We start from the raw sequence: 25,899 nt of genomic DNA on the forward strand, positions 1-25,899 counted from the left end.
ATAACTCCGACGCTCGCCACCAGGCGAAATGTCAGATCCTCGCGAAGTTGTCCACAGGTCAAAACCTCCTATGCGCCCGCCGCGGCGGCCCCGAAGGCCCGGAGGTCGTCCAGGTCGACGACCTCGACACCGAGCGCCGGAAGCCGGCGCTGGGGGACCTCGGGGCAGGCCGCCTCGTAGCGGGCGGCGATCCGTTCTTCGGCGGTGCGGCGGCGGGCCAGGTCGGCGTGGGTCCGCAGGACTGCGGCGACCGGGTCGTCGGGGTCGGCCTCTTCGAGCTGGGCGGCCGCGCCGAGGGCGCGCTCGGTCGAGAGGTCGGCGGCGACCGGGGTCAGGCGGTTGAGGATCATGCCGTCGAGCGGCATCCGCTCCTCGGTGAGGCGGCGCGTGAAGTACACGGCCTCGCCGACCGCGGCCGGCTCGGGGGCCGCGATGACCAGGAACGAGGTCTGGTCGTCCTGGAGGGCCCGGAAGGTCGCCTCCGCGCGCTTGCGGAAGCCGCCGAAGGTGTCCTCCAGGCTCGCCGTGAACTCGGCGACGTCGGTGAGCAGGTGCCCGCCGAGGACCTTGTTGAACACCCGGGTGAAGACCGCCGCGCTCGCGCCCATGAGCGAGAGCATCGAGCGGCGGGCCCCGGGGGTGGAGGCCGAGAGGAGGCGGATGACGCGGCCGTCGAGGAACCGGGCCAGCCGGGCCGGGGCGTCGAGGAAGTCCAGGGCCGAGCGCGACGGCGGGGTGTCGAGGACGATCAGGTCCCACCGGCCCGTGGCCCGCAGCTGGCCGAGCTTCTCCATCGCCATGTACTCCTGCGTGCCGGAGAAGGTCGAGGAGACCGCCTGGTAGAACGGGTTCGCGAAGATCTCCGCGGCGCGGTCCTTCGTGGTGTGGGAGGCGACGACCTCGTCGAAGGTGCGCTTCATGTCGAGCATCATCGCGTCGAGCGACCCGCCGCGCACGTCGGCGACCGGCCGCGGCGTGTTGTCCAGGGCCTCCATGCCCAGCGACTGCGCGAGCCGCCGCGCCGGGTCGATCGTCAGCACCACCGTGCGCCGCCCGTGCACCTCGGCCGCGCGCAGCGCCAGGGCCGCCGCGGTCGTGGTCTTGCCCACGCCGCCCGAGCCGCAGCACGCGATGACGTGCTTGCCCTCGTTGCCGAGCAGCGCGTCGACGTCGAGTTCAGTGCTCATGCGGGCCTCCGGGCCTGAGCTCGCGCGCCAGCTGGTACAGCCCCGACAGGTCCACGCCTTCGGGGATCAGCGGCAGCTCCTCGACCGGGCGGCCGAGTTCTTCGAGGCGGTCCCGGTACGCGTCGACCGCCCGGATCTCGGTCCGCGCCGCCTCGTACTCGGTCATCAGGCCCTTCACCAGGGCGCTGTCGGGGGCCACGCCCGCCCTCGCCAGGCCCGATTCGAGTTCGTCCTCGGTGATCTCCGCGGGCTTCGCCCCCGTGACCTTGTTCAGGATGATCCGGCCCACCGGGAGGTCGGCGGCCATGAGCTCCCGGTAGGCGTCCACGGTCTCCTGCACGGGCATCGCCGCCGGCGTCGTCACCAGGTGCACCGCCGTGAGCGAGGAGTGCAGCATCCTCGCCACCGACCGCGAGTGCTTCCCGATCGGCCCCGTCTTCGCCAGGCGCCCCGACTCGACGGTGACGTTCAGGAACTTCACCACCCGGCCCGTCGGCGGCGCGTCCAGGACGACCGCGTCATAGGCCATCCGCCCCGACTCCGCCCGCGACACCGCCTCCTTGAGCTTCCCGGTGAGCAGGATGTCCCGCAGGCCGGGCGCGATCGTCGTCGCGAAGTCGATCGCCCCGAACTTCTGGAGCACCCGCCCGGCCGAACCCAGCCGGTAGAACATCGTCAGGTAGTCCAGCAGTGCCTCGTCGGCGTCCACCGACTGCCCGAAGACCTCACCGCCGTCCAGGCCCGAGGCCAGATGCCGCTCCTCGTACCCGAGGGACGCGGCCTCGAACAGCGGCGCGATCCCTTGGCGCCCTTCGACCTCCACCAGCAGCACCCGCCGGCCGGGCCCGGCCAGGGCCAGGGCGAGCGCGGCCGCGACCGAGGTCTTCCCCGTGCCGCCCTTCCCGGTGACGACGTGCAGGCGCGGCACCGGGAGCGCAGAGGCAGTCATTCATCGGAGTCTAGTCATCCGGCGGCGATCCCGCAGATGAGCCATTGCGGCTCGCCTTCCTCGGCGACGAGCGTGAACTCCCAGGTCGCCGGGGACGCGCCGCCGTCGATGCCGATCTGGGCCTCGACCGTGGCGCCGCCCACCGAGCGGCCGGTCTCGGCCACCTCGCCCCATTCGAACCCGCGGTCGCCCTCGGCGGCCGACATCGCCGCGACCGCTTCGCTCAGGTCGCGGTCGGCCTTGTCGGTGCACAGCCAGGTCGCGGCGGCCTCGGCGTCGCGGTCGTCGAGGAGCGCGCCGAGGAACGCGGAGACGGTCCGCTCGGGCGAGTCGGTGACGCCCTCGGCGGCGGTGTCGCCGATGAACAGGCGGGTCGCGCCGAATACGAGGGCGGCGCAGAACAGGACCGCGGCGGCGGCGGTGACGACGGCCCACAGCAGGCCGGACCGGTCGCCGCCCTCGCGCGGCGCCTCGGGCGGCGTGTGCCGCCTCGGGGCGGGCTCCTGGCGCGGGACCTGCGCCGGTGAGTGCTCGGCGGAGCTCTTGGCGGTGCGTTCGCGCACGGGTTCGGCCGCGGCGTCCGACGACTGCGCCGCAGTGTCTGACGACATGGGGACTCCCTGGTTCACTGGGCGGCCTGAGGCCGCGGGACTCTTGGGGAGGCGACGCACTCTGAGCGTAGCGGTGCGCCGCGGGCGAATCAAGACGCCGTACTGTGGGCGCATGGAGAAATGGGAGTACCTCACGGCGCCGCTGCTGATCCACAACACCAAGATGATCCTCGATACGTTCGGCGACGACGGCTGGGAGCTCGTCACGGTCCTGCCGGGCGCGAACACGGAGCAGCTGGTGGCGTACTTCAAGCGCAAGAAGGAGCAGTAGCCGTGGCCGGTGTCGAAGGGGCGGTGGAGAAGGCGCTGGCGCGCCTGGGCCTGGAGCTGCCGGCGGTCGTGCCGCCGGTGGCGGCGTACCAGCCGGCCGTGGTGTCGGGGGACTACGTGTACACCTCGGGCCAGCTCCCGATGGTCGCCGGGGCCCTGGTCGCGACCGGGAAGGTCGGCGCGGAGGTCGACCCGGAGCAGGCGTACGACCTGGCGCGGATCTGCGCGTTGAACGCCCTGACGGCGGTCGCCTCGGTCGCGGAGCTCGACCGCGTGGTCCAGATCGTGAAGGTCGTGGGCTTCGTGGCGTCGGCGCCGGAGTTCACCGGGCAGCCGAAGGTCGTCAACGGCGCCTCGGAGCTGCTGGGCGAGGTGTTCGGCGAGGCCGGGACGCACGCGCGCAGCGCGGTCGGCGTCGCGGTGCTGCCGCTCGACGCGCCGGTCGAGGTCGAGCTGGTCGCCCGGCTGGCCCCGAGCGCGAAGACCGTGCTGGTCTAGGCGCTCCCCAGTTCGTTTTCACCGGTCGGTCCCGTCTCGGGACCGACCGGTTTTCACCATGTCCGTCAGGTGATGGACGGGAGGACGCGGGTCTCGACCTCGCCGAGGGCGATGGTGGTGCCGCGCGGTCCGGGCGCGGTCGCGGTGACCTTGACGACGTCGCCGTTCTCCAGGTTCCACCGGCCGGTGACGGCCTCGCCGGAGCCGTACATGAGGCCCGAGCGCAGGAGCGCGCCGCCGGCGGTGAGCTGGGCGAGCTGCTGGGCGGGCGTCCAGCAGGCCTCGGCGAAGTCGGCGCCGGCGACGGCCACGCCGTTGACCTCGATGTTCAGGTGGAGGTCGAAGCCGTACCGGTCGGACTCCTTCAGGTAGGAGGCCATGTCGGCGGCGGGCTCGGGCGCGGCGGTGCGGGCCGCGTTCAGCGATTCGATCGGGGTGACCCAGGCGCTCATCGAGGTCGCGAAGGACTTGGAGGCGACGGGGCCGAGGCCGTCGGTCTCCAGGTCCTGGAAGTCGCGGGCGGTCCAGTCGTTGAGGAGGACCGCGCCGAACACGTAGTCCTCGAACTCGTCGGGGGAGACGGGGCGGCCGAGCTCGGACTCGCCGCCGACGATGAACCCGACCTCGGCCTCGATGTCGAGGGCGCGGGTGGGGCCGAAGACGGCCTGGCCGCCGTCGAGGCGGTGCCCGGCGGGCCGCACGAGGTCCATCCCGGAGGGGACGAGCGTCGAGGGGCGGCCGTTGGAGGCGCGCGGGTAGACGCGGTCGGAGTCCTTGGCGCGCATGGTGAAGTCGACGTAGTCGGTGACCAGGAGCGGGGCGTGCATGATCGCCTCGCCGATCGGGGTGAGCCACATGGACGCGACGTCCTGGAGGCTCGGTTCGCTCAGGGCCTCCTGGACCTGGGCGCGGACCTGCTTCCAGGCGGGCTTGCCGAGCGACAGCAGCCGGTTGAGGGCCGGGTCGCGCAGGGCGGTGCAGGCGGCGCAGGTCTGGCAGTCGCCGGAGAGGACCGCCTTGTGCATGTCGAGGATCTGGTCGCCGATGCGCACGCCGATCCGCGGCAGCGTCTCGTCGGCGGTCGAGAAGACGCCGAACGGGAGATTGTGGATGTTGTAGGGGCTTTCGTCGGCCCCGGGAACCCAGCACGTGGTCACTTGTCGTCCTCCATCGGATCGGTGGTGATGGAGTAACGAGCGCGGACCGCCGGAGGTCACTCGGTGCGGCGGTGCCGGCGCAGAACTGTGAACCAGCCCACCCATGCGGCGACGGCGACGACGGCGAAGAACAGGCGCGCGCCGGTGTCGATCTCGGAGCCGAGCAGTGCGGGGACGGCGAAGACGACGGCGACGCCGAGCAGGGCCGAGCGGGCGACGGGGCCCTGGAAAGGCGTGTAGCGGCGCCAGTACGGGGCGGTTTCGTCGGCGGCGCCGAACATCTTCTCGCGCCAGGCCGGGTCGTCCTTGTCGGCGTCGACCAAGCGGCGGCGCATGCGGCGGGCCTCGGGCGGCAGGGCCGGGGCGTGGGCCTCGATGCCGTCCGGGTCGAGGTCGGCGGCGGCGCGGCGGGAGCGTTTCGCGAGGTCGTCCATGCCGAGGTCCTCGGCGATGGCCGCGAGCGTCCGGTGCGTGCGCGGCTGGTCGGGGGCGAGGTTCACGGCGTTCCAGGCGGCGTCGAGGGCGGGCTGGGCGGCCCCGGCGCGGCGGGTGATGAGCGCGTAGTGGATGTGGTGCAGCCAGGAGGCCCGGTCGAGTTCGAGGAGGCTCGCGGCGGCCTGCATGGCCTCCTCGCGGCGCCCGGAGTCGGCGAGGGCGTACCCGCGGGTGATCATCGCGCGGCGGTGGCCGGGGGTCCGGGCGAGCGCGGCCCCGGCGTAGACGAGGGCCTCGTCGGGGTCGTTGTCGGCGAGCGCGCACGCGGCGGCCATGGCGTTCGCGTCCGGATCGAGGGGGTCGAGGCGCAGCGCGGCGTCGGTCTCGGCGCGCGCGTCGGGCACCTGGCCGAGGTCGTACAGCATCTCGGCGCTCTGGAGGTGCTCCGCGAGCGTGCGCTTGGGGTCTGCGTCCATGGGTCTACTCCCGGACAGGTCTCAGGGCTGGTACAGCAACGCTACCGCGGTCGCGGCCAGACCTTCGCCGCGTCCGGTGAAGCCCAGGCCGTCGGTGGTGGTGGCGGCGAGCCTGACGGGGGCGCCGACGGCGGCCGACAGGGCGGCCTCGGCCTCGGCGCGGCGGGGCCCGATCTTGGGCCGGTTGCCGACGACCTGCACGGAGACGTTGCCGACGGCCCATCCGGCGTCGCGGACGCGGCGGGCGGTCTCGGCGAGGAGGGCGGTCCCGGAGGCGCCGGACCATTCGGGCCGGTCGGTGCCGTAGTTGGAGCCGAGGTCGCCGAGTCCGGCGGCGGAGAGCAGGGCGTCGCAGGCCGCGTGCGCGGCCGCGTCCCCGTCTGAGTGCCCGGCCAGCCCGGCCTCGCCGGGCCATTCGAGGCAGGCGAGGCGACAGGGCCGGCTGGTGTCGAATCGGTGCACGTCGGTGCCGTGCCCGATGACGTAGGGCAGGTTGGAACTCATTCAGGTCTGCTTGCGGGGCCGGCTACTTGACCGGGGCCTCCGAGAGCAGGACCTTGTCGAGGATGTTGTCGGCCTCGTCCTTCACGCAGTCCTCGGCGAGGGCGATCTCGCCGGTGAGGATCTCGCGGGCCTTGGAGAGCATGCGCTTCTCCCCGGCCGAGAGGCCCCGCTCGCGGTCACGCCGCCACAGGTCGCGGACGACCTCTGCTATTTTCAGCGGGGAGCCGGAAGCGAGCTTCTCGACATTGGCCTTGTAACGCCGCGACCAGTTGGTGGGTTCCTCGGTGTGGGGGGCGCGCAGCACCTCGAAGACCTCTTCGAGGCCCTCGGCGCCGACGACTTCCCGGACGCCGACGAGCTCGACGTTCTTGGCTGGAACCTTGACCGTGAGGTCACCCTGCTCGACGCGCAGCACGAGGTATTCCTGTTCGATACCACCGATGACGCGAGTCTCTACAGCTTCAACGAGTGCGGCCCCGTGGTGGGGGTAGACAACGGTCTCGCCGACACTAAAACCCATAGGATCGAAACCCCTTTCGCTGTGTCTAGCCTAACACGTCATCGGGGTTTTCCCCGACAGCGGATCGCCACGAATTCCCTGGTCAATTGGTATGTGACTGATTACTCTACGGCACCTTGGTCTTTCGGGCGGCGTGCGGATGAGACAAATGAGGCCTGGGTCGCTCCCCTGTGCCGGGCGCCTCCACCGGGACCGGCGGTGCGCTGAGACCTGCGTTCCATCCCGGCACCCGGCCCGGGGGAGAGGTGAGAGCGAGTCGTCTACGCTGTCGTGAGCATTCCTGTCGGAACTCGGAGAGGACCTGCAGTGGTCAAGGGGATCAGGACGGCGAACACGGCCCGCCGCGCGGCCGCCATCGCGATCGCGGGCGCCGCGGCCGCGGCGCTTTCGGCGTGCGGCGCAGGGCATGAGACCCAGACCGACCTGAAGGTGAGCGCGATCGCCGGGGTGAACGTCGACGCGGACGGCCTCGCGCTGCGCGACCTCCAGGTCGAGTTCGACTCCGCCGAGGGCTACGCGGCCGGCGACGCCGCCGCGCTGCGCGTGTGGATCGGCAACGAGGGCACCTCGGACATCAGCCTCGTCGGCGTCGAGACCGAGGCCGGCACCGTGACCTTCGTCAGCCCGGCCGCCCAGGCCGTAGAAGAGGCCGCCGAGGCCGCGAGCCCCTCCGAGACCGCCGCCGAAGGCGCGACCGAGACGCCCTCCGAAGCGGCGACCACCGCCGAGGAGGACCCGTTCGAGGGCGAGACGACCTTCGACATCCCGATCGCCGCCTCCGAGTACGTGCGCCTCGACGAGGCCGTCGAGGACGGCGACTACCTCCTCATCGAGGACCTCGCCGACGACCTCAAGTCCGGCGACACCGTCGAGGTCGTCTTCCTGTTCTCCAACGGCCAGGAAGTCGTCGCCCAGCTCCCCATCGGCCAGGACGTCACCGGCGAGGAAGAGCGCTCCTACTTCGAGCCCGAAGAGGAAGCCGAAGGGCACTAAGCAGCTTCGATTGAGCGCCCCGGTCCTGCTCGGACCGGGGCGCTCGCCGTTCACCGGCACAGCGGCCAGCGCCGGTCCACCGTCTCGTCGCGTCCCTTGCGCTTGAAGTACGCCTCCAGGCTCGCCGCGTCCTCGGCGTGCCAGCGGATCTGCGAGGCGTGCAGCTCCTGGGCGGTGAGGTCGCCGACCTCCGGGTAGAGCGCCCCGATCGCCCGCGCGAGCGCGACCGTGGCGGACGCGTCGCCGGCGGCCGAGTGGGCGCCGTCGTGGACGACCCCGTAGTGCTCCGAGGTCGCGCCGAGGGTGCGCTTGCCGCGGCGGTACTTGTCGACGCGCTTGTCGAGGACCGACGGGTCGACGATCGACATCCGCTCCCAGGCGGGCTGCTCGATGCCGTGGCGCTCCAGCTCGTACGACAGGAGCGTGCAGTCGAATCCGGCGCGGAACGCCACCACGGGGGTGCCGACGTCGACGGCCGCCCGCAAGGCGGCCGCGACCTCGCCGAGGGCCTCGGCCGCGGGCCGCCCCTCGGCCTTGACGCGCTCGTCGGTGATGCCGTGGACGCGGGTGGCGCCCGGCGGGATCGGGACGCCCGGGTCGATCAGCCACGTCAGGTCGCCGGTGCCGGTGACCAAGGCCGCCTGGACGATCCGGTCCTGCTCGACGCTCACGCCGGTCGTCTCCGTGTCGAACCCCAGCAGGGGCCCCTCAAACCATCGCTCGCTCATGTCCACACCGTACCGGGGGCCTCCGACATTCCCGCCGATGCGCTGCGCGGCACGACGAAACGGGGCGAAACGTGCAAAACCGACCCGGTGTTCGAAAGAGCGTGACGGACCCCGCGGCTACGGTTGCCGCATGGCGCAGACGCAGGGTCCGGGCGTGCCGGGCACCGTCCTGGAGGCGGTGCTGGAGCGCGTCACGTACGCGAACGAGGAGACCGGGTACACGATCGCCCGCGCCAGCCCCGCGCGCGGCGGGCAGGACCTGGTGACGGTCGTCGGGCCGCTGCTGGGCGCGCAGGTCGGGGAGTCGCTGTCGCTGACCGGGCGCTGGTCGAGCCATCCGAAGTACGGCCGCCAGTTCGAGGTCTGGTCGTACCGGACGGTCCTCCCGGCCACGGTGCAGGGCATCGAGCGGTACCTCGGCTCGGGGCTGGTCAAGGGGATCGGGCCGAAGACGGCCGCGAAGATCGTCGCGCACTTCGGGGTCGCGACGCTCGACGTCATCGACGCCGACGCGTCGCGGCTCGTCGAGGTGCCGGGGCTCGGCCCCAAGCGCACCAAGGCGATCGCGGCCGCCTGGGAGGAGCAGCGGGCCATCAAGGAGGTCATGGTGTTCCTCCAGTCCGTCGAGGTCTCCACCTCGCTCGCGGTGCGCGTCTACAAGCAGTACGGGGACGCGTCGATCGGCGTGGTCAAGAACGAGCCGTACCGGCTGGCGAACGAGGTGTGGGGCATCGGGTTCAAGACCGCGGACTCGATCGCGCGCGCCGTCGGCATCCCCGAGGACTCGCCCGAGCGGATCAAGGCGGCCCTCCAGTACACGCTGTCGCAGGCCTCGGACGGCGGGCACTGCTTCCTGCCGGCCCCGAACCTCGTCGCCGACACCGTCGAACTCCTCGCGCTCCCTTCGGGGCTCGTCGCGGCGGCGCTCGCCGAACTCGCCGAGGCCGGCGAGCGCGTGATCGCCGAGGACGTGCCGGTCGGCGACTCGACGGTGCCCGCCCGGTACCTCGCGCCGTTCTTCCACGCCGAGCGCGGCCTCGCGGCCGGGCTGCTGGCGCTGCTGCGCACGAGCGAGGACCGGCTCGGGGTCTTCCGCGGCGTCGACTGGGACAAGGCGTTCGCGTGGCTGCGCCGCCGCTCCGACGCCGAGCTGGCGCCCGAGCAGGCCGAGGCGGTGCGGCTCGCGCTCACCGAGCGGGTCGCGGTCCTGACCGGCGGGCCCGGCTGCGGGAAGTCGTTCACGGTGTCGTCCATCGTGGCGCTCGCGAGGGCCAAGGGCGCCAAGGTCATGCTCGCCGCCCCCACCGGGCGCGCGGCGAAGCGCCTCGCCGAGCTGACCGGGTTCGAGGCCCGCACGCTCCACCGGATGCTCGAACTGCGGCCCGGCGGCGACGCGGCCTACGACCGCGACAACCCCCTTGATGTGGACCTGCTGGTCGTGGACGAGTCGTCGATGCTCGACACGGTCCTGGCGAACAAGCTCGTCAAGGCCGTCCCGCCCGGCGCGCACCTGCTCCTGGTCGGCGACGTCGACCAGCTCCCCAGCGTCGGCGCGGGCGAGGTCCTGCGCGACCTCCTCGCCGCCGACACCGTCCCGCGCGTCCGCCTGACGCGGATCTTCCGGCAGGCCGCCGAGTCAGGGGTGGTCGCCAACGCCCACAAGGTGAACCAGGGCCAGTTCCCCGAACTCGACGGGTACCCGGACTTCTTCTGGTTCGCGTGCGACGACAACGACCTGGTCGCCGACCGGATCGTGGAGATCGTCGCCCGCCGCATCCCCGCCCGCTTCGGGCTCCACCCCGTGCGCGACGTGCAGGTCCTCACCCCGATGCACCGGGGCGGGCCCGGCGCGGGGAACCTGAACACGCGCCTCCAGGAGTCGCTCACGCCCTCCCGGGAGGGCCTGCCCGAGCGCCGCCACGGCGGCCGCGTCTTCCGCATCGGCGACAAGGTGATCCAGATCCGCAACGACTACCAGAAGGGGAAGGCCGGCGTGTTCAACGGCACCGTCGGCATCGTCCAGGCCATCGACGCCGTCGCCCAGACCCTGACGGTCCGCACCGACGAGGACGAGGACGTCGACTACGAGTTCGCAGAGCTCGACGAGCTCCAGCACGCCTACGCCGTCACCGTCCACCGCTCGCAGGGCTCGGAGTACCCCGCGGTCGTCATCCCCGTGACCACCAGCGCGTGGACGATGCTCCAGCGGAACCTCGTGTACACGGCGATCACGCGCGCGAAGCGGCTCGTGGTCCTCGTCGGGTCGAAGCAGGCGCTCGCGGTCGCGGTGCGCACGGCGGGCACGGGGAAGCGCCACACCGGGCTCACGCACCGGCTCGCCGCTTGAGGCTTCCGCCTAGCGGTAGTTGGTGAACTGGAGGGCGACTTCGAGGTCCTTGCCCTTGAGGAGCGCGATGACCTCCTGGAGGTCGTCGCGCTTCTTCCCGGTGACGCGCAGCTTGTCGCCCTGGACCTGCGGCTTGACGCCCTTGGGGCCCTCGTCGCGGATGATCTTCCCGATCTTCTTCGCGTCCTCGGTGGAGATGCCCTGCTTGAAGGCGATGTCGATCCGGGTCTCCTTGCCGGACTGGCGCGGCTCGCCCGCGTCCAGGGCCTTCAGGGAGATCCCGCGCTTGATGAGCTTCTCCTTGAGGACCTCCAGGGCCGCCTTCGCGCGGTCCTCGGTCTCGGCGGAGATCAGGGCCGCCTCGTCGCCGGAGCGGTCGACCTTCGCGCCGGTGCCGCGGAAGTCGAACCTGGTCGCCAGCTCCCGCTGGGCCTGGTTGATCGCGTTGTCGAGCTCGGCGAGGTCGATCTCGGAGACGATGTCGAACGAGGCGTCGGCCATGGCGTCCGGTCCTTCCAGTGTCGTTGGCGGATCACGTCGGCGCACCGCGTGGAGCGGTGCGGGACACGACGCAGGGGGCGCGACCGCCAAGCTTAGTCCGGGCCCGCCGCGGCGCGCGTCCGCGCCCGGACCGGACGGCAGTGAACGCGGTCTCAACGGGGGAGAACCCGCTTGCGCACCCCCAGGGAGGGGACGCTATTCTTGCTCTCGCTACAAGCCACGGCAGGTTACCCAAGTGGCCAAAGGGAGCTGACTGTAAATCAGCCGTCATCGACTTCGCAGGTTCGAATCCTGCACCTGCCACCAGTAGCGAGCGGCCCGCCCCGGAGCAATCCGAGGCGGGCCGTTCCGCATTTTCTGTCAACTGACCGACGGGTTTCGATCAGTCGATCAGACCTCGACGGCGGCCGCCTCGCGCGGCAGCCACGCCGCCGTCTCCCAGCCGCCCTCGGGGCGCTCCTGCGCCCGCAGCTGGCCGCCGACCGCCTCGACGCGCTCGCGCAGTCCCACCAGGCCCAGGCCCGATCCGGACTCGGCGAGGGACTCGCGGCCGAGCCGGCCGCGCGCGGCCCTGCCGTCGTCGCGGACCGACACCTCCATGCCGTGACCGCCCGCCGCCGCGACCACGACCCGCACCCGGGACGCGCCCCGGGCGTGCTTGCGCACGTTCGTCAGCGCCTCCCGCACCACCCGGTGCGCGGTCGCCGCGATCTCCGGCGCGACCGCGCCCGCCAGCTCCGGCGAGATGAAGCACGTCGCGTCGGTGCCCTCCCGGCTGAACCGGTCCACCAGGTCCTCGATCTGCGACAGGTCCCCCAGCGGGTTCACGCCCCCGCCCGCGTCGTCGTCGCGCAGCATCCGCACCATCCGCCGCATCGACGCCAGCGCCGCCAGACCCGCCTCCTCGATGTCCGCGAACGACTTCCGCGGATCGGTGGCCGTGACCTGCGCGGCCTGCGCGAGCACCACCATGCCGGTGACGTGGTGGGCGACGAAGTCGTGCATCTCGCGCGCCAGCTCCAGGCGCTCGGCCCGGCGCACCTCCTCCTGGGTCTCGCGCCGCAGCTTGTCCATGGACCGCAGGTACGCGCCGAAGCCGATGACGCTGAGCATCGCCATGAGGATCATGACGGTGCCGCCCACCGACGCGCTCTCCGTGCCCTCCGCGGCGAACAGGCGCCAGCCGATCGTCATCACCGCGGCGCCCGTGGCGAACACGACCCAGCGTCCGGGCGGGGCGTCCCAGTGGCGGACCGCGAAGAGCATGAGCAGGCCCAGCGCCAGCAGCTCGGCCGTGCCGACGCCGCGTTCGGCCTGGTCGTACACCACGTCCAGGCCCGTCACGGCCAGCGAGGCGACCGCGGCGGCCGCGATCCACGGCTTGCGGCCGGGCCGGTACCAGGTGTAGACGCCGATCGCGAACAGCGACGTCGCGATCTGCACCCACGCCACCCACGAGTGGTAGGGCGGCTTCTGGCCGGGCAGGCTCGACGCCGACTCGGCGAGCAGGACCAGCAGCAGGCCGGAGACGATGCCGATCTTGAGCAGGCGCATGACCAGCCGGTTGAAGCGGCCGGGCATGACCGCCTTGGGTGCGTTCATGGGCTCGAAGGTAACCCGGATCCGGGCGCCCTCGGTCGAACGGCCGACCCGCGGCGCCCGAAACCCGTCGCCGAGCCGAAGCAGCGGGCGACCGTTCCGGGCGAGGCTTCTGGCATGAACGAAATCTCGCAGCTCGGCACCGCCCTGGGCCTCGTGCTCACGGCCGTGTTCGTCATCGCAGGGGTGGCCCTGCCCTTCCTCCCCGACCACCGCCGGGCCCGTCGATGAGGCCCCCGATGCTCGCCGCGAGCGCCCTCGTCAAGCACTTCGGGACCGCCCCCGCCCTCGACGGCGTCGACTTCGCCGTCGCGCCGGGCGAGTCGGTCGCCGTCACCGGCCCCAGCGGCTCGGGCAAGTCCACGCTCCTGCACTGCCTCGCCGGGATCATGCGCCCCGACGCCGGGGAGGTGCGCCTCTACGACGAGCGGATCGACACGCTCTCGGAGCGGTCCCGCAGCCACTTGCGGCGCACCAGGTTCGCGTTCCTGTTCCAGTTCGGGCAGCTCCTGCCCGAGCTGCCCGCGGAGGAGAACGTGGCGCTGCCGCTGATGCTGGGCGGCACGCCCCGGCGCGCCGCCCTGGAGCCGGCCCGCGCGCAGCTGCGCAAGCTCGGCCTCGAAGGCAAGGAGGGCCGCCGCCCCGGCGAGCTGTCGGGCGGGGAGGCGCAGCGGGTCGCGCTGGCGCGGGCGCTCGTCGTCCGCCCGGCGGTCGTGTTCGCCGACGAGCCGACCGGCGCGCTCGACCGGACCACCGGCGACCAGGTGATGGGCGTCCTGCTCGACACCGTCGCCGAACTCGACGCGGCGCTCGTGGTCGTCACGCACGACCCGCGGATCGCCTCGCGCTGCACGCGCACCATCGAGATCCGAGACGGGCGCCTCAGCGGGACCCCGCGGACCGGCGACGGCTCCTTCAACGGTTTCGCGCACGCCAAGCCGGCCGAGCGCCCGGTGATCGACGGCGAGGGCCGGTTCGGTCCCGAGCAGGTCGTGGAGGTGTGGCGATGACCGGGCTCGCCTGGCGCCTGACCCGGCTGGGCGGGCGCAGCGCCCTGCTCAGCACCGGTCTGACCGCGCTCGCCGTCGCGGTCGCGACGCTGCTGCTCCAGTTCGCGGTCGCGGGGAACTTCGCGTTCGACGCCCGCGCCGACCGGACCGCCTGGCGCGACGCGCCCGAGGCGGACGGGACCGGGTCCGTGCTCCTGGCGACCGCCGCCGACCACTTCGGCGGCGACTCGATCACCCGCGTCGACCTCGCCGCGCTCGATGATGATGCGCCCGCGCCGCCCGGCATGGACGCGTTCCCCGCCCCCGGCGAAGTGTGGCTGTCCCCTGCCGCCGCCGATCTTCTCGCAGACGTGCCCGAATCCGACTTCCTCGCCCGCTACGGCCACGTCGAGGTCGCCGGGGAGCTCGGCTCCGAGGCGCTCGCGCACCCGAACGAACTCGTCGCGGTCGTCGGCCGCGACGCCGCCGACCCGGTCATGACCGCCGAGCGGTTCAACGCCGACGCCGTCTCGCCCCGTGCGATCGACGGTTTCGAAGGGGGACAGGCGGACAGCGTCTACGGCTTCTACATGATCCTGATGGTCCTGGCCGCGATCCTCATGGCCGTCCCCGCGGCGGTCTTCGGCGCCGCCGCCGCGCGCCTGACGGTGTCGCGGCGCGACGAGCGGCTCGCGACCCTGCGGCTGATCGGCGCGACCCCGGGCCAGGTGATGCGGCTGACGCTCATAGAGACCGTGGCCGCGGCGGCCGCCGGATCGGTCGCCGGGACGCTGCTGTGGATGCTCGCGACCCCGCTGGTCGCGCTCATCCCCATCGACGGCGGCCGCTGGTTCGCCGCCGACCTGTGGTCCGGCGCCCCGTGGATGCTGGCCGTCGCCGCCGCGGTGCCGGTCCTCGTCGCCGCCTCGGCCCTCATCGGCCTGCGCGGCGTCGTCATCAGCCCCCTCGGCGTCGCCCGCCGCGTCAAACCCAAGGGCCTCAAGGCGATCCGCGTCGTGGTCTTCGTCGCGCTCGCGGTGCTGTTCCTCATCGCCACGCAGCTCGTCAGCGGCAGCATGGTCGCGGTCGCGATCCTCATCGTGCTGTTCGCCGCGACGCTCGCGGCCGTGAACCTCATCGGCCCCTGGACCGTCCAGCGCCTCGGCCGCGTCCTGGCGCGCACCGCGAGGGGCCCCGCGCGGCTCCTCGCGGCCCGCCGCCTCGCCGAGGACCCGAAGGCCGCCTGGCGCACCGTCTCGGGCGTCGCCATCGCGGGCTTCGTCGCCGGGTCGGTCGCGCTCTTCCCGATGCTCACCGCCGACACGAGCACGCAGTCCACCGAGACGATCGCTGCGCTCGTCCCCGCGGCCGATTCCGAGGCCCTCGCCCAGGCCCTCACGACCGGACTCGGCGACGGGGCCGCTGTCGCGGTCGTCGACTCCAGCGGGTACCTCACCGCCGGCGACGGCACCACGGTCATCGAGGCAACCGTCTCCGGCGCGGACCTCGAAGCGGCGCGCTCGACCATGACCGCGGTCCTGCCCGGCGACCCGCCCGAACGGGAGGTCGACTCCAGCATCATGTCGAACCGCCTCGTCGGGTCGGTGCGCACCGGCGTCACGGTCGTCCTCGCGGTGGTGTTCCTCACCGCGGCCGTCTCGGCCGCGATCAGCGCCGTCGGGTCGGTCCTCGACCGCCGCCGGACCTACCGCCTCCTCCACCTCGCCGGGACCCCGCAGCGCGTCCTCGACCAGGCGCGGCGCCAGGAGACCGTGCTGCCCTTGGCGTTCCTCGGCGGGGCCTCGGTCCTCACCGGGATGCTCCTGACCGCCCCGGTCATCGGCGCCATGGGCTTCGACGCGAGCGGCGCCCTCATCCTCGGCGCGACCCTCGCGGCCGGGACCGCTTCCGTGATCGCCGCCGGGGCCCTGGCGCGGCCGCTGCTGCGGTCGGTGATGCGCGACGTGAGCCCCCGGCCGGACTAGCGCCGGACGAGACGCGACGGACGGCGGCGCGGCGAGGTACAACTGAGGATGAGAAGGTTAGGGGAACCTAACGCAGCCGCTCGACCCGAGGAGCCCGGATGGCTGAACGCCGTGGACGCAGGAGCCCGAACCTGAAGACCGCCGAGGTGGTGCGGACCGAACGCGTCACCCCGCACATGATCCGCGTCGTCCTCGGCGGCGACGGCCTCGCGGACTTCGAGTGCGGCGACTTCACCGACCACTACGTGAAGCTCCAGTTCCCGGTCGAGGGCGTGGACTACCCCGAGCCGTTCGACCTCGCGAAGGTCCGCGAGGAGTACCCGAGGGAGCAGTGGCCGGTCACCCGCACCTACACCGTCCGCCGCTGGGACCCCGCCGCCCGCGAGCTGTGGATCGACTTCGTCTACCACGGCGACGAGGGCGTCGCCGGCCCCTGGGCCGCCAATGCCGAGCCCGGCGCGCTGCTGCGCTTCGCCGGGCCCGGCGGCGGGTACGCGCCCGGCCCCGAGGCCGACTGGCACCTGCTCGCCGGGGACGAGAGCGCCCTCCCGGCCATCGCCGCCGCCGTGGAGCGCCTCGCCCCCGGCGCCCGCGCCGTCGTCTTCCTCGAAGTCGAAGGGCCCGAAGAGGAGCAGCAGCTCAAGTCCGCCGCCGACGTCGCCGTCTCCTGGCTGTACCGCGGCGACGCGCCCGTGGGGAGCCTGCTCGTGGACGCCGTGCGCGCCTACGAGTTCCCCGCGCCCGACGTCCAGGCGTTCGTCCACGGCGAAGCCGGGTTCGTCCGCGAGATCCGCCGCTACCTGCGGTTCGAGCGGGAGGTCCCGAAAGAGCGCCTCTCGATCTCCGGGTACTGGCGGGTCGGCCACAACGAGGACGGCTGGCAGTCCTCCAAGCGCGAATGGAACGCCGTCGACGAGGCCGAAGAGGCCAAGGGCGGCAACGCGTAACCCCATATCCGTCCACTGTGGGCACCGCCCTTGGGGGCTGCGCCCGCGGCCGGATTCAGGTAGTGTCGCCGGTGCCGAACGCGCACTGCGCGGGCGGCTCCCTCACCCCTGAGAGAAAGGCCCCACCGTGGCGAGCATCGATGAAGTCCTCACCTCCATCAGCGCGAACGTCGACAAGGTGACCGAGCTCCAGGGCCAGATCGAGGCCAGCAAGGCCCAGGTCGACGAGGTCCTCGGCCAGCTCCAGTCCCTCGGGATCGAAGCCGCCGCCAACGCCCTCAACCTCGGCAAGGAGCAGCTGGAGGAGACCAGCGCCATGGCCGCCGCCCTCGTCTCCAAGCTCGAAGAGGCCCGCAACTCCGCTGAACTCGCCAAGCACTCCTAGTCCGCCGCAGGCGAAGCCGACTCCCCGGGGTCGACCGCGTCCGGGTCCGCCGCGTCGCTCTTGACCCACTCCGGGTTCGCCGCGATCCACGCCGCCATCGTGTCGTCCTGGAGCGCTGCCCACAGCGACTCGGCCGCCTCGGCCTCCGCGCCCTCGTGGATGAGCTCGACGTCGCCCCAGTCGGTGCCCTGCTCCGAACTCGCGGGGACCCGGACCGTCGTCATCGCGTTCGGGTCGATGTCCCGCAGGTTCACCACCAGGTCGGCGATCGACAGGTCCTCCGGCCGGTCCAGGGTCACCTTGCCGTCGAAGCCCTCCAGCAGGTCGGTGATCTTCCCCGGGTCCTCCAGGAACCCCTGCTCCTTCGCCTTCACCAGCAGCGACTTGATGGCCTGCTGCTGGAAGTTCTGCCGCGCGTAGTCGCCGTACAGGCCCAGGTCGTAGTCGATCTGGTCGTAGAACTGGTAGCGCTGGCGCACCAGGTCCAGGGCCGCCTCCTTGTCGTACTCGTGGCAGCCCTCCTCGAACACCCGGTCCGTGTGGTGGGACTGGAACTCCTTCCACGTGCAGATCTCGACACCGCCGACCAGGTCCACCATCTCGACGAACCCGTTGAAGTCGGCCGTCGCGCCCAGGTGGAAGTCGAGCCCGGTGAGGTCGTGGACCGTGGCGACGACGTTGCCCTTCGTGACGTCCCAGTCGTCGGAGATCGAGGCCGCGTGGTTGAGCTTGTTCTGGCACGGGTTGCCCGAGAAGCCCGGCCCGCAGTCGGGGATGTCGACGAGGAGGTCCCGCGGCAGCGACACCATCGTCGCCTCGGTGAGGCCCTTGTTGACGTGCACGATGATCATCGTGTCGGACCGGGTCGACCCGCCCTGCTTGTCGACGCCGAGCACGAGGATGTTCAAGGGCCCCTCGATGTTCTCGACGTCCATCTCGGCCTGGTACTCGTCGAGGATGTTCTCCTGCGGGATCGTGTCGTCCGCGGTGCTGATCGCGTACTGCGCGAACCCGGCCGTCGCGCCCGCGACGACCAGGGTCACCCCGCCCGCGTACATCATGAAGTGGGCCCACCACGGGGCGCCGCTCTTGCCGGCCATGCGTCTCCAAAGCCTCGGGGACAATCCCAGGGAAGACGCTCCGAGACGCGCGAGGGGTTGCCCGGCGCGGTGCCGGACAACCCCTCACGGTCGGTCGGTGACGGTCAGTCGGTGGTCGCCTCCGACGAGGTCTCCTCGCCCGCCGGCGACTCGGTCGCCGTGTCCGGGGTGTTGTTGCCGGTCTGCTTGACCCACTCCGGGTACTGGGCGATCCACTCGGTCATGGTGTCGTTCTGGAGCGCCTCCCACAGCGCGTCCGCCGCGATCTGCTGCTCCCCGTCGGCGATCACCTCCGAGGACCCGACCTCGGTCTCCTGGGACGTCGCCGGGACGCGGATCGAGGTGATGTTCTCGGGGTTGAGGTCGCGCAGGTTCAGCGCCAGGTCGATCGCGCTCAACCCGTCCGGCAGGTCGAGGGTCAGCTTGCCCTCCAGTCCTTCGAGGAGGTCGGTGAGGCGCGTCGGGTCCGACGCGTAGCCGTCGGCCTTGAGCTCCTTGATGAGCGCCTTGATCGCCTGCTGCTGCATGGCCTGGCGGCCGTAGTCGCCCCACAGGCCGCTCTCGTAGTCCTCGGGGTCGTCCCACGGGTAGCGCTGGCGGATGAGGTCGAGGGCCTCTTCCTTGTTGTAGTAGTTGCAGCCCTCGGGGAAGACGCGGTTGTCGCCGTGGATCGAGGTGATCTCGTGCCACGGGCACAGCTCGATCTCGCCGACGAGGTCGACGAGGTCCATGAAGCCGTTGAAGTCCACGGTCGCGCCGATGTGGAACTCGACGCCGGTGAGGTTGTAGATCGTGTCCACGACGTTCGCGCGGGTCACGTCCCAGTCGTCGGAGATCGACGCGGCGTGGTTGAGCTTCTGCATGCAGGTGTTGTTGCCCCAGTCGGGGCCGCAGTCGGGGATCTCCACGTACAGGTCGCGCGGGAGCGACACCATGGAGACCTCGGTGAGCTCCTTGTTGACGTGCACCATGATCATGGTGTCCGAGCGGGTGGAGCCGCCCTGCTTGTCGACGCCGAGCACGAGGATGTTCAGGGGCCCCTCGATGTTCTCGACGTCCATCTCGGCCCGGTTGTTGATGATGTCCTCGGACTCGATCGTGTTGTTCGCCGTGTGGAGGGCGTACTGGGCGATCCCCGCGGTGGCTCCGGCGACGACCATCGTCACGCCGCCCGCGTACATCATCAGGTGGGCCCACCAGGGCGCGCCGCTCTTCACTGCCATGCTTCTCCCAGGGTCAGACCAGCATTGTCCCGTATCGGCAACGCCTCTGGAAGCGCCCCCCGGCCGCGCCCGGAACCAGGCTAATCGGCGGTCTCGGAGGCGTCGTCGCTAGGGCTCTCGGTAGTGGTCGGCGTCGTCACCGTCGAGCAGTCCGGGGCGGAGTCGCCGCTGAGCCAGTCGGGGTACTCGCACGCCCACTCCACCAGCGAGTCGGTCTCGATCGCCTCCCACAGGGCGTCCGAGGCGACCTCCTCGTCGGTGCCCTCGTGGATGAGCACGTACGAGGTCCCGTTGATGTTGCCTTCGGAGGAGGGCGTGCCGATCGAGAGGATCTCGTTCGGGTCCACGTCCTTCATCTGCGTGATCATGTCGACGAGGTTGTACCCGCCGACGTCGACGGTGAGCGCGTCGCCGAAGGAGTTGAGCAGCTCCACGGCCTTGACCGGGTTCGTCGCGTACCCCAGCTCCTTGGCCCGCTCCAGGATCTTCTTGATCGCCTGCTGCTGCATCTTCTGGCGCCCGAAGTCGCCCCAGGTGCCGTTCGCGTAGTCCTCGTCGGAGTCCCAGCCGTACCGCTGGCGCACCAGGTCGAGCGCGTCCTTCTTGTCGTACTCGGCGCAGCCCTCGGGGAACGTCTTGTCCGTGTGGATCGAGGTGATCTCGTGCCACGGGCACAGCTCGATCGTGCCGAGCTCGTCGACCATCTCCAGGAAGCCCTCGAAGTTCGCGATCGCGCCGCCGTTGAACTGGATGCCCGTCAGGTTCGTGATCGTCTCGGCCGTGTTCTGGAACGACTCGCCCCAGTCCTCGGAGTACGCGAACGCCTCGGTCAGCTTCGTCTGGTCTGCCGGGATGCCCGAGGGGATGTCCACCAGCAGGTCGCGCGGCAGGGAGATCATCGAGACCTGCGTCAGGTTCTCGTTGATGTGCACGATGATGTCGGCGTCGGTGCGCGCCTCGCCGCCCGCGTCCACCCGCTCGTCGGTGCCCAGGACCAGGAAGTTCAGCGGGCCCTTGATCGGCTCGCCCTCCTCCACGTCGACGCCCTGGTCGCCGAGCAGGTCCTCCTGGTTCACGGCGTTGTTGACGAGGTTCAGGCTCACCTGCGCCGCGATCGCGCCGCCGCCGGCGACGACCATGACCATCGAACCGCTGATGACCATCGCCTTCGCCCACCAAGGCGAAGCCGCCTTGACGGCTGCGTGCTTGCTCGGGTCGCCCATTGCCTCTCCCGGGAACTACAGGTGGGGTGTCGCAGCGCAGCCGGGGAGGCTGGCCCGCTCATGGGGGACACGCACGGTCCGCCGGCGGGGTTGCGTTCACCAGACAGTAGTTCATGTTCACCCGGTAACCGCTTCGCATACCATCCCGTCCGGCTCCCGGGCCGGACGAAAACGGATTACATGACCGAATACAGTATGACGCCCGCCACAACAGTCGCGAGCATGAACGCGATTCCGAGCTTCGTCCCGCTCCATGGGCGGTCCGCGACCACCCGGCCGGTCTCCCCGTGCACCGCCACCATCCGCCGCCGGCCCCGGTGCGGGTACGAGGCGAGGTACACCGGCAGCAGCACCAGGCGGTACCCCAGGCCCGCGTACGCCGTCTCGATCACCGGCACGTGCTGCGCGTCCCCGCCGACCAGGGCCCGCACCTCCCGCTCCACCTCGGCCGCCATCCGGGCCTTCGCCAGCTCCAGGCCGACCTCCGGCTCCAGGTCGTACCGCTGCACCCACCGGCCCTCCAGCAGCGCCGGATCGAACGCCGCCGCGGCCCCGAGGTCCCAGTCCCGCAGCAGGTCCGCGAGCATCCGCGCGTCCAGGCGCACCGTCGCCGGGACCACCACGTCCGCGAACGTCCGGTCCACCGTCCCCGCCGCCGGACGCCACCGCACGCCCCGCACCCTGATCCCCTGCGTCCGCTCGCCCGCCCGCGACCAGTGGAAGTCCCCGCGCGCCGCCCGGTACCGCGAGCGCGTCCACGCCCCCCACACCCAGTGCGGCAGGTACGCCGCCCGGAACGACTCCGACTCGTCCACCCGCCGGAACGCCCGCGGCGCGAACCAGCGCCGCCGCGTCCGCTCCCGCAGCAGCCGCCGCGCCGTCGCCCGCTCGATCTCGAACGGCACCAGCGCGTCCGGGACGGTGATCGCCTCCGGCGTGTCGTCCGCGTACCGCGCTTTCGCCTTGGGCGCCAACGCCGTCCAGTCGGGGTCGACCAGGCGCCGCGCCGCGGGCCGCCCGTACAGCTCGGTCCCGCAGGACTCGCACGCCAGGACGGTCGCCCCCGGGGCCACCGGCAGCGGCTCGCCGCAGGACGTGCACGGACACGCAGGGAGCAAAGCCCACCATCCTTCCATTTCGGGCACTGCGACAACTCTAAGTCCCGAACCCGCCACTCGGGGGGAGAACGCTTCGCGCCCATGCCCATCCGAGGCCCCAAGGGACGGGTCCCGCCACCTGCGGCACTGGAAATATCGCCGAAGCGGTGGCAGGATAGAGCGCGTGACGCCACGGAGGGAGCTCACGTCAGCGCGTGATTATGCCGAGCAGTACCGGCGTCTGCGCGGACTCATGCGGTCCGGCCAGGTGGCCGAGGCCGTCAGCGAGGCGACCTGGATCGTCTACAACTCCGAGACCGCCCAGCAGCGCGCCCAGGCCTGGCTGTTCATCCTCCAGGGCCAGATCAGCCAGCGCGCGATCGACAAGATCCCGAACACCATCGACCAGGCCGGCACCGCCGTCGCGCGCTGCCGCGACCCCCGCCTGGACGGGAAGTACCACGCGCTCTCGGCCTGGTACTACCACCACCACATCAAGTCCCTCGACTTCACCGCGCAGCGCCTCGTCCTCTCCTCCCGCGCCCTGCGGTCGATGACGGAGGCGAGCCAGGCCGCGGTCGACGCCTGGTACGACCTCGCGGTGATCCTCTCCAACTGCGGCTACCAGCAGCAGGCCGCCGAGGCCCTCGACCAGTGCCACACGCTCGCCGAGCGCGCCGGCGTCACCAGGTCCTCTGTGGAGGGCGTGGAGATCCGGGTGCGGGACGCCCTGCTGCGCTACTACACCGGCGATCCGCGCGCGTGCACGGGCCTGCTGCGCCAGGAGCTGCGGCGCGTGAAGCCGAACCTGCACGACCTCGACACGCGCGAGCTCGAATGGGTCCACTACGCGCTCGCGCGCCTGAGCCTGCTCGGCTTCAGCGAGCAGTGGTCGGTCGAGCACCTGCTGCCGGAGGAGACGTCGTCGGTGGAGGCGATGGACCTGCGGACGATGGCGCGCGCCTCGCGCCTCATCGCGCAGGCGCGGGGCCTGGAGGCCCTGGAGGTCCTCGAAGCGCGCGAGATCGGGGACGAGACGCTCGGCGTCATGGAGCCCCAGCACCTGCGCTCGCTCGCCTTGGTGGCCAAGGGGGACCACGCGGCGTCGATCCTCGCCGCGCACGCCACGACGTACGCGCTGTACAAGCAGATCAACGAGTTCCACACGATCTACCTCGCATCGGCGGCGGCCCTGGTCGACCACGACCAGCTGCGCCGCGCGGCCGCGGGCTGGGCCGACCGGGCGAACACCGACGAGCTGACGGGCCTGCCGAACCGGCGCCGCCTGGACGCGTTCCTCGCCGAGGTCGACGGCGACGGCATGATCGCGGTCCTCGACCTCGACGGCTTCAAGGCCGTCAACGACACGCACGGGCACCAGGCCGGCGACGCGATCCTCCAGCGCCTCGCCGCGCTCCTGTCGAGCGTGGTCCGGTCCGGGGACCTGTTGGCGCGCACCGGCGGCGACGAGTTCATCATGGTCCTGCCGGGGGCCACGGAGTACGACGCCGACGCGGTCTCGGCCCGCATCCGCATCGCCGTGGCGGCCGAGAACTGGGAGTACTCCGTCCCGGGCACGCCCGTGGACGTCTCGATCGGCTGGGCCCGCCTCGCCACCGGCGGCAACCCGGCGCAGACCCTGTGGGCCGCCGACCAGGCGATGTACCAGATGAAGCGCTCGCGCAAGGGCCTTTTAATGCCCGACGAGGGCGACGAGGAGGACTTCGGCGAGGTCTACTGGCACGGTGGGTAGACGGCGTCGAGGTCGACTCCGGCCACGGCGCCCCAGAGGCCCTCTTCGGCGTAGTGGGCGCAGGCCGCCGCCTTGTTGGCGGGATCGGAGGCGTAGTCGACGGCGAGGATGAGCTTGCCGGCGTCGTGGATCGCCTGGGTGTTGGCGAGGTTCTCGGCGCACCAGTCCTCGTCGCACGGGATGTCCTCGTTGAGGAACCAGAGCTCTTCGATGCCGATCCCGTCGATGGCGTCGAGGTAGCCCTCCTGCTCGATGAGCTCGGGGGAGTTCTGGGGGAGGATCGCGAGGCCGTCGGCGGTGTGGTCGTTCGCGGCGATGACGAGGTCGGCCATCTTGCGGGCGAGGGTCTCGCGGGTCTCGCCGGGGACGAGGGCGAGGTCGATCTCCTCGTAGGCGTTGGGCACGTCGAGGTAGACCCCGTCGAACCCGGCCGCGGCGGCCTGGTCGAGGCGCGGCTGCATGACCAGGTCCCACCAGTCCTGCTCCCAGTACTTCACGAAGTACTCGTCGGGCCAGTCGCCCCACTGGTTGAGGATCAGCCCGGCGTCGGAGGCGGCGACGGCGTCGTACTCGGGGCGGTAGGTCTCGATGGAGCCCATGGTGAAGTACGCGTAGACGGTCTTGCCGGCGTCGTGGAGGGCGCCGATCTCCTCGGCGGTCCAGTAGTCGTCGCCGCCGTCGCGGGCGAGGTCGACGACGGCGGTCGTCTGGGGCGCGGCGGCGACGGCGTCGAGGGTGCCGTTCTCGTAGCCGCTGAGCTGGTAGAGCCAGCTGCCGGGAGTCTCTTGGACGTTCGCGTTCTCGGGCGCGGTCTCGCCGAGCGGGTCGGCGTCGGCGTCCTGCGTGCAGCCGGCCAGCAGGAGGAGAGGTGCGACTGCGGCGCCGATGCGTTTCATGCCATGGAGCCTAACGCGATCCGTCTCCATTGCGAGCTTTGGTCGCATCGCCGGTGATGTCGGAGGCGGCGCGTAACTTTGAATATGGGGGGTCCCCAGGGGTCCGATTTGCGAAGACTCGCCGTGACGCTCCCGGTTCAAGCACCGGTGTTGATCGCCTCGGCGACCGCTTCGACCGCCAGAGCCCTGACGACGTCCACGTCCGCCTCAACGGCTCCGGTCGCGGCGGCGATGAACGCGTCGCCGTCCATCCGCGTGTGCACCGGGCTGACGGCCTTCGCGAGCCCGTCGTGCGCGCCCTGCGCGACCAGCGCGCAGGCGACCTTGTCGAGCCTCGCGTTGGTGACCACCACGCCGATCGTGGTGTTGCGCCCGAAGCCGCCCGAGGCGAATCCTTCGGGCCGGAGCAGTTCGCGGTCGAGCGGTCCCGGTTCGCCGAAGGCGTTCACCGCGGCCAAGGCCGTGACCACGACCGGTCCGGCGCTCACGCTCGCGGTCCGCAGCCCCGACGGGAGCGTGACCCCGCGCCACTGGCCGACCGTGGCGCCGCGGCCGGCGCCGATCGGGCCGTCGAGCGCGGGCTCGAACGGCGCCATCGCGGCGTCGCAGGCCTCGTATCCCTGGGGCGCGGCCGGAACGTTGCCGGTGCCGTCGAGGTCGTAGAGGCCCAGCGTGGGGACGATCGGCACGGCGCCGCCCGGCGTCGCGACGCCGCGGCCGCGCTCGGAGAGCCACTGCATGACGCCGTCGGCGGCGGCGAGGCCGAACGCGGAGCCGCCGGTGAGCAGGACCGCGTCGATCCCGGTGTTGGAGCGCAGGGGGTCGAGGAGCTCGATCTCGCGGCTGGCCGGGGCGCCGCCGCGGACCTCGCCGGAGGCGAGCACGGCCTCCTCGAACAGCAGCACCGTGCAGCCGGTGTGCTCGCCGGTCCAGTGGCCGACGCGAACTCCCAAGTCCCGCATCCGGACAGAGTACCGTCACGGCGCTGCGACACGCCTCTGAAATTCGATAACCGAACGGTAACTAAGTTCTTTGTAGACAGTGTCGCGGGACACCTGTGACCCAAGCTAAATACCTGGATTTCCCTCGTCGGGCGGGCTTAACATTGATTCCAGAGGCCCAGACCAGCGGAGCCGGAGCGGCGAACCCGAACCGCTTCCGCGAGCGGCCTCCCGAAGCGGTCCAAGGCGATCGCGACGGTTCCCCGCCGTCGACAATGGCGTCATCGACGAGCGGTCCCCCAGAAGGAATCCACGATCCGGCGCACCCCGCCGGGAAGGAATCATCATGCACGAGTTCGTAGGTGCGTACCTCGCAGTCGACGCCGCCAACACCGTTGCCACCTCGGCCCTGCCGAACGCTCCGGTCGTTGACGACGGTCGGGCCGACAAGCCGTATGCCTTCGGCGTCACCCGCCCCGAGAAGGTCCGTCTCTCGACCGCCGGCGTCCTGCGCCGCGTGGCCGACCGCGTCGAGGGCCGCGCCCTCGCCGGCCTGGCCCGCTAGGTCCGAGTAGGCGAGCGCGC

26 protein-coding genes and 1 tRNA gene are annotated in these 25,899 nt (G+C 71.7%); 11 read left to right on the forward strand and 16 right to left on the reverse strand.

Annotated features, from left to right (window positions below):
- Positions 1–68: 68 nt before the first annotated feature.
- The 3 genes from DI269_RS06080 to DI269_RS06090 are packed head-to-tail and all read right to left on the reverse strand — an operon-like array spanning position 69 to position 2,747.
- Positions 69–1,187, reverse strand: coding sequence for an ArsA family ATPase (locus DI269_RS06080; RefSeq protein ID WP_112134216.1), 1,119 nt, complete (start codon positions 1,185–1,187; stop codon positions 69–71).
- The gene (locus DI269_RS06085; protein WP_112134217.1) at positions 1,177–2,136 is read right to left on the reverse strand and encodes an ArsA-related P-loop ATPase; all 960 of its coding nucleotides are present in this window, start codon (positions 2,134–2,136) and stop codon (positions 1,177–1,179) included. The genes DI269_RS06080 and DI269_RS06085 overlap by 11 nt, the downstream gene beginning before the upstream one ends.
- 14 nt (positions 2,137–2,150) lie before the next feature.
- Entirely contained in the window at positions 2,151–2,747 is a 597-nt protein-coding gene (locus DI269_RS06090) for a hypothetical protein (RefSeq protein ID WP_112134218.1), read from the reverse strand.
- Positions 2,748–2,859: 112 nt separating this feature from the next.
- Here DI269_RS06090 and DI269_RS27655 point away from each other — a divergent pair, with 112 nt between their 5' ends.
- Both DI269_RS27655 and DI269_RS06095 read left to right on the forward strand, forming a co-directional pair.
- Positions 2,860–3,018 carry a hypothetical protein gene (locus tag DI269_RS27655; protein ID WP_198667198.1) on the forward strand — a complete coding sequence of 53 codons (159 nt, stop codon included), beginning with the start codon at positions 2,860–2,862 and terminating at the stop codon, positions 3,016–3,018.
- A gap of 2 nt (positions 3,019–3,020) precedes the next feature.
- A complete protein-coding gene (locus DI269_RS06095) occupies positions 3,021–3,515 on the forward strand; it encodes a RidA family protein (RefSeq protein ID WP_112134219.1) in 495 nt (164 codons plus the stop codon).
- A 65-nt stretch (positions 3,516–3,580) separates the two neighbouring features.
- Here the strand turns inward: DI269_RS06095 and DI269_RS06100 are convergent, their stop codons facing one another.
- Genes DI269_RS06100 through DI269_RS06115 form a run of 4 tightly spaced genes read right to left on the reverse strand, consistent with a single transcriptional unit; the run spans position 3,581 to position 6,607 of the window.
- Positions 3,581–4,672, reverse strand: coding sequence for a fumarylacetoacetate hydrolase family protein (locus DI269_RS06100; protein ID WP_232822647.1), 1,092 nt, complete (start codon positions 4,670–4,672; stop codon positions 3,581–3,583).
- 56 nt (positions 4,673–4,728) lie between these two features.
- A complete protein-coding gene (locus tag DI269_RS06105; RefSeq protein WP_112134221.1) occupies positions 4,729–5,583 on the reverse strand; it encodes a tetratricopeptide repeat protein in 855 nt (284 codons plus the stop codon).
- 21 nt (positions 5,584–5,604) lie between these two features.
- Entirely contained in the window at positions 5,605–6,087 is a 483-nt protein-coding gene (ispF, locus tag DI269_RS06110) for a 2-C-methyl-D-erythritol 2,4-cyclodiphosphate synthase (protein WP_112134222.1), read from the reverse strand.
- 22 nt (positions 6,088–6,109) lie between these two features.
- Complete coding sequence (locus DI269_RS06115; RefSeq protein ID WP_112134223.1) at positions 6,110–6,607, reverse strand: CarD family transcriptional regulator; 498 nt, start codon at positions 6,605–6,607, stop codon at positions 6,110–6,112.
- 306 nt (positions 6,608–6,913) lie between these two features.
- Between DI269_RS06115 and DI269_RS06120 the strand changes: the two genes are divergently transcribed.
- Positions 6,914–7,600, forward strand: a complete 687-nt coding sequence (locus DI269_RS06120; protein ID WP_112134224.1) for a copper chaperone PCu(A)C — start codon at positions 6,914–6,916, stop codon at positions 7,598–7,600.
- Between the two features lie 50 nt (positions 7,601–7,650).
- On the opposite strand, the gene DI269_RS06125 is transcribed toward DI269_RS06120, so the two are convergent.
- A complete protein-coding gene (locus tag DI269_RS06125) occupies positions 7,651–8,328 on the reverse strand; it encodes an exonuclease domain-containing protein (protein WP_112134248.1) in 678 nt (225 codons plus the stop codon).
- A 130-nt stretch (positions 8,329–8,458) separates the two neighbouring features.
- Here DI269_RS06125 and recD2 point away from each other — a divergent pair, with 130 nt between their 5' ends.
- Positions 8,459–10,675, forward strand: a complete 2,217-nt coding sequence (gene recD2 / locus DI269_RS06130; RefSeq protein WP_112134225.1) for an SF1B family DNA helicase RecD2 — start codon at positions 8,459–8,461, stop codon at positions 10,673–10,675.
- 9 nt (positions 10,676–10,684) lie between these two features.
- Here recD2 and DI269_RS06135 read toward each other — a convergent pair whose 3' ends face one another.
- Positions 10,685–11,176: a YajQ family cyclic di-GMP-binding protein gene (locus tag DI269_RS06135; protein WP_112134226.1), complete on the reverse strand. Its 492-nt coding sequence runs from the start codon at positions 11,174–11,176 to the stop codon at positions 10,685–10,687.
- Positions 11,177–11,397: 221 nt separating this feature from the next.
- On the opposite strand from DI269_RS06135, the gene DI269_RS06140 reads away from it, so the two are divergent.
- Positions 11,398–11,482 (forward strand) — tRNA-Tyr (locus tag DI269_RS06140).
- Positions 11,483–11,566: 84 nt separating this feature from the next.
- On the opposite strand, the gene DI269_RS06145 is transcribed toward DI269_RS06140, so the two are convergent.
- On the reverse strand, positions 11,567–12,778 hold the full coding sequence (locus tag DI269_RS06145) for a sensor histidine kinase (RefSeq protein ID WP_112134227.1): 1,212 nt from the start codon (positions 12,776–12,778) through the stop codon (positions 11,567–11,569).
- A 236-nt stretch (positions 12,779–13,014) separates the two neighbouring features.
- Here DI269_RS06145 and DI269_RS06150 point away from each other — a divergent pair, with 236 nt between their 5' ends.
- The 4 genes from DI269_RS06150 to DI269_RS06165 all read left to right on the forward strand — a co-directional run bounded on the left by DI269_RS06150 (position 13,015) and on the right by DI269_RS06165 (position 17,081).
- The gene (locus DI269_RS06150) at positions 13,015–13,785 is read left to right on the forward strand and encodes an ABC transporter ATP-binding protein (protein WP_232822648.1); all 771 of its coding nucleotides are present in this window, start codon (positions 13,015–13,017) and stop codon (positions 13,783–13,785) included.
- Entirely contained in the window at positions 13,782–15,749 is a 1,968-nt protein-coding gene (locus DI269_RS06155; protein ID WP_112134229.1) for an FtsX-like permease family protein, read from the forward strand. Before DI269_RS06150 ends, DI269_RS06155 begins: the two co-directional genes overlap by 4 nt.
- Positions 15,750–15,847: 98 nt before the next feature.
- The gene (locus DI269_RS06160) at positions 15,848–16,696 is read left to right on the forward strand and encodes a siderophore-interacting protein (RefSeq protein WP_112134230.1); all 849 of its coding nucleotides are present in this window, start codon (positions 15,848–15,850) and stop codon (positions 16,694–16,696) included.
- A 127-nt stretch (positions 16,697–16,823) separates the two neighbouring features.
- Complete coding sequence (locus DI269_RS06165) at positions 16,824–17,081, forward strand: hypothetical protein (protein ID WP_112134231.1); 258 nt, start codon at positions 16,824–16,826, stop codon at positions 17,079–17,081.
- Here the strand turns inward: DI269_RS06165 and DI269_RS06170 are convergent.
- The 4 genes from DI269_RS06170 to DI269_RS06185 form a co-directional block, all read right to left on the reverse strand.
- On the reverse strand, positions 17,078–18,181 hold the full coding sequence (locus tag DI269_RS06170; RefSeq protein WP_112134232.1) for an LCP family protein: 1,104 nt from the start codon (positions 18,179–18,181) through the stop codon (positions 17,078–17,080). The two genes, DI269_RS06165 and DI269_RS06170, sit on opposite strands and share 4 nt — an antisense overlap.
- 104 nt (positions 18,182–18,285) lie before the next feature.
- Complete coding sequence (locus tag DI269_RS06175; protein WP_112134233.1) at positions 18,286–19,404, reverse strand: LCP family protein; 1,119 nt, start codon at positions 19,402–19,404, stop codon at positions 18,286–18,288.
- A gap of 80 nt (positions 19,405–19,484) precedes the next feature.
- Complete coding sequence (locus DI269_RS06180; RefSeq protein WP_112134234.1) at positions 19,485–20,627, reverse strand: LCP family protein; 1,143 nt, start codon at positions 20,625–20,627, stop codon at positions 19,485–19,487.
- A 176-nt stretch (positions 20,628–20,803) separates the two neighbouring features.
- On the reverse strand, positions 20,804–21,745 hold the full coding sequence (locus tag DI269_RS06185; protein ID WP_112134235.1) for a hypothetical protein: 942 nt from the start codon (positions 21,743–21,745) through the stop codon (positions 20,804–20,806).
- 232 nt (positions 21,746–21,977) lie between these two features.
- Between DI269_RS06185 and DI269_RS06190 the strand changes: the two genes are divergently transcribed.
- Entirely contained in the window at positions 21,978–23,477 is a 1,500-nt protein-coding gene (locus DI269_RS06190; RefSeq protein ID WP_112134236.1) for a GGDEF domain-containing protein, read from the forward strand.
- Here the strand turns inward: DI269_RS06190 and DI269_RS06195 are convergent.
- Both DI269_RS06195 and DI269_RS06200 read right to left on the reverse strand, forming a co-directional pair.
- Positions 23,459–24,373, reverse strand: coding sequence for an endo alpha-1,4 polygalactosaminidase (locus tag DI269_RS06195; RefSeq protein ID WP_112134237.1), 915 nt, complete (start codon positions 24,371–24,373; stop codon positions 23,459–23,461). The genes DI269_RS06190 and DI269_RS06195 overlap by 19 nt on opposite strands.
- Positions 24,374–24,510: 137 nt before the next feature.
- Positions 24,511–25,335 carry a P1 family peptidase gene (locus DI269_RS06200; protein ID WP_112134238.1) on the reverse strand — a complete coding sequence of 275 codons (825 nt, stop codon included), beginning with the start codon at positions 25,333–25,335 and terminating at the stop codon, positions 24,511–24,513.
- Between the two features lie 325 nt (positions 25,336–25,660).
- On the opposite strand from DI269_RS06200, the gene DI269_RS06205 reads away from it, so the two are divergent.
- A complete protein-coding gene (locus DI269_RS06205; RefSeq protein WP_112134239.1) occupies positions 25,661–25,879 on the forward strand; it encodes a hypothetical protein in 219 nt (72 codons plus the stop codon).
- Positions 25,880–25,899 lie beyond the last annotated feature (20 nt).

Origin of the sequence: Glycomyces dulcitolivorans, from assembly GCF_003265355.1 — a bacterium.
GTDB lineage: Bacteria > Actinomycetota > Actinomycetes > Mycobacteriales > Micromonosporaceae > Glycomyces > Glycomyces dulcitolivorans.

Excerpts from the sequence above, each read along its gene's own strand:
- DI269_RS06115 (WP_112134223.1), bottom strand. The coding sequence starts at position 6,607 with ATGGGTTTTAGTGTCGGCGAGACCGTTGTCTACCCCCACCACGGGGCC.
- DI269_RS06150 (WP_232822648.1), top strand. The coding sequence starts at position 13,015 with ATGCTCGCCGCGAGCGCCCTCGTCAAGCACTTCGGGACCGCCCCCGCC.
- DI269_RS06160 (WP_112134230.1), top strand. The coding sequence starts at position 15,848 with ATGGCTGAACGCCGTGGACGCAGGAGCCCGAACCTGAAGACCGCCGAG.
- DI269_RS06200 (WP_112134238.1), bottom strand. The coding sequence starts at position 25,335 with ATGCGGGACTTGGGAGTTCGCGTCGGCCACTGGACCGGCGAGCACACC.
- DI269_RS06080 (WP_112134216.1), bottom strand. The coding sequence starts at position 1,187 with ATGAGCACTGAACTCGACGTCGACGCGCTGCTCGGCAACGAGGGCAAG.
- DI269_RS06155 (WP_112134229.1), top strand. The coding sequence starts at position 13,782 with ATGACCGGGCTCGCCTGGCGCCTGACCCGGCTGGGCGGGCGCAGCGCC.
- DI269_RS06085 (WP_112134217.1), bottom strand. The coding sequence starts at position 2,136 with ATGACTGCCTCTGCGCTCCCGGTGCCGCGCCTGCACGTCGTCACCGGG.
- DI269_RS06145 (WP_112134227.1), bottom strand. The coding sequence starts at position 12,778 with ATGAACGCACCCAAGGCGGTCATGCCCGGCCGCTTCAACCGGCTGGTC.
- DI269_RS06205 (WP_112134239.1), top strand. The coding sequence starts at position 25,661 with ATGCACGAGTTCGTAGGTGCGTACCTCGCAGTCGACGCCGCCAACACC.
- DI269_RS06105 (WP_112134221.1), bottom strand. The coding sequence starts at position 5,583 with ATGGACGCAGACCCCAAGCGCACGCTCGCGGAGCACCTCCAGAGCGCC.
- DI269_RS06135 (WP_112134226.1), bottom strand. The coding sequence starts at position 11,176 with ATGGCCGACGCCTCGTTCGACATCGTCTCCGAGATCGACCTCGCCGAG.
- DI269_RS06175 (WP_112134233.1), bottom strand. The coding sequence starts at position 19,404 with ATGGCAGTGAAGAGCGGCGCGCCCTGGTGGGCCCACCTGATGATGTAC.
- recD2 (WP_112134225.1), top strand. The coding sequence starts at position 8,459 with ATGGCGCAGACGCAGGGTCCGGGCGTGCCGGGCACCGTCCTGGAGGCG.
- DI269_RS06195 (WP_112134237.1), bottom strand. The coding sequence starts at position 24,373 with ATGAAACGCATCGGCGCCGCAGTCGCACCTCTCCTCCTGCTGGCCGGC.
- ispF (WP_112134222.1), bottom strand. The coding sequence starts at position 6,087 with ATGAGTTCCAACCTGCCCTACGTCATCGGGCACGGCACCGACGTGCAC.
- DI269_RS06090 (WP_112134218.1), bottom strand. The coding sequence starts at position 2,747 with ATGTCGTCAGACACTGCGGCGCAGTCGTCGGACGCCGCGGCCGAACCC.
- DI269_RS06190 (WP_112134236.1), top strand. The coding sequence starts at position 21,978 with ATGCGGTCCGGCCAGGTGGCCGAGGCCGTCAGCGAGGCGACCTGGATC.
- DI269_RS06180 (WP_112134234.1), bottom strand. The coding sequence starts at position 20,627 with ATGGGCGACCCGAGCAAGCACGCAGCCGTCAAGGCGGCTTCGCCTTGG.
- DI269_RS27655 (WP_198667198.1), top strand. The coding sequence starts at position 2,860 with ATGGAGAAATGGGAGTACCTCACGGCGCCGCTGCTGATCCACAACACC.
- DI269_RS06125 (WP_112134248.1), bottom strand. The coding sequence starts at position 8,328 with ATGAGCGAGCGATGGTTTGAGGGGCCCCTGCTGGGGTTCGACACGGAG.
- DI269_RS06170 (WP_112134232.1), bottom strand. The coding sequence starts at position 18,181 with ATGGCCGGCAAGAGCGGCGCCCCGTGGTGGGCCCACTTCATGATGTAC.